The organism is Christiangramia sp., from assembly GCF_029937855.1.
GTDB lineage: Bacteria > Bacteroidota > Bacteroidia > Flavobacteriales > Flavobacteriaceae > Christiangramia.
On record NZ_JAPYPC010000078.1, the window covers coordinates 1 to 1,223 of the forward strand.

Annotated in this window: 1 protein-coding gene; it reads right to left on the minus strand. The window is 36.4% G+C overall.

Going from position 1 to position 1,223, the window contains the following annotated elements; all coding sequences use genetic code 11:
• Positions 1 to 43: 43 nt before the first annotated feature.
• On the minus strand, positions 44 to 1,009 hold the full coding sequence (locus tag Q1K34_RS17960) for an IS110 family transposase (protein ID WP_300442123.1): 966 nt from the start codon (positions 1,007 to 1,009) through the stop codon (positions 44 to 46).
• Between the last annotated feature and the right edge of the window lie 214 nt (positions 1,010 to 1,223).

Below are 1,223 nucleotides of genomic sequence, written 5' to 3' on the forward strand. Positions count from 1 at the left end.
TCGGTTCATCGCAAATAAAGAACTAAGCTAATTTCCAAGCATTTTATCCCAATTTTGGTATATAATCTTCATCGTATGGTAAACCTGATGTAGCTACTGCAAAAGCTTGTTTTAGCAGTTTATTGCATACGGCAATTAGTGCGAGCTTCTTACTTTTACCCTTGGCGATTATTCGTTCATAGATATCCCTGCAGGCCTTATTGTGTTTACAGGCAGTAAAGCTACACATGAACAGTAAGTTTCTAAGCTTTGGATTACCCATTTTACTGATTCTACTTTTGCCCCGCACAGTGGATCCTGATTGACGAATAATTGGAGTAATTCCAGCATAGCTACATAACTGGTTCCCATTTTCAAAATTGGTAAAACCATTAGTTAATACTAATAGCATAATACCTGTTTTGTTGCCTATTCCTGGAATACTTTTTAGAAGTGTAAGCTGCTTTTGTTGCTCATCTTTAACGATTTCACATAAGCGATCCTCAAGAGTTTTAAGCTCCTTTTGTAGCATTTTAAGCGATCGATTTAGCGAATGATAAACGACTTTAGAAGGCTTTCCGAGTACCTTCTCGCCATGAAGCTTATTCTTCAGCGCAGTACTCTGTTTGGTATAAATATCTATTAAGCGAAGTAATTGGAGGGCTTCAGCCTGGCTCTTGTCTCTTGCCGTGTATAATGGAACTTCATTGACGCTTGCATATTCACATATCGATTTGGCATCAGACTTATCGGTTTTTACCTTAGAGAGCTTCATCTGTATAAAACGCTTCACCGATAAAGGATTTACTACCGAGACCTTTATTTCTTGCTCATAAAGAAACTGTGCTAGTCTATAGTGGTAATATCCTGTAGCTTCCATAACCACCAGGTCTTCTTTCCTTAAAATCTTTAAAAAGTCTTTAAAGCCTGAGCCACAATTCTTAAACTGAAAATGCTTCCCTTTTGAGTTGGCTACATCAAATACTCCTTTACTGATGTCCACTCCATAAATTTCATTATTTTTATTCATAGAAAAATGATTGAGAAAGGACAACTACTTTGGTTTTCATCGACTTAAAAACGAGATCCAGGTCTCATAGAACTAAACGAAATTGAAGTAGAAAAAAGAGGGGATTATCAATATTTACGGAATCTCAAGTTCCCACGGGTTTTATAACCTTACTCCTCTCTTTTGTTCTTTCCTATTAATATCTTAAAGTTAGAAAATCAAACTTAAGACGGGT

What these genes read in the sequence shown, in the direction of transcription:
- Q1K34_RS17960 (WP_300442123.1), bottom strand. Translation starts at nt 1,009, where the DNA reads ATGAATAAAAATAATGAAATTTATGGAGTGGACATCAGTAAAGGAGTA.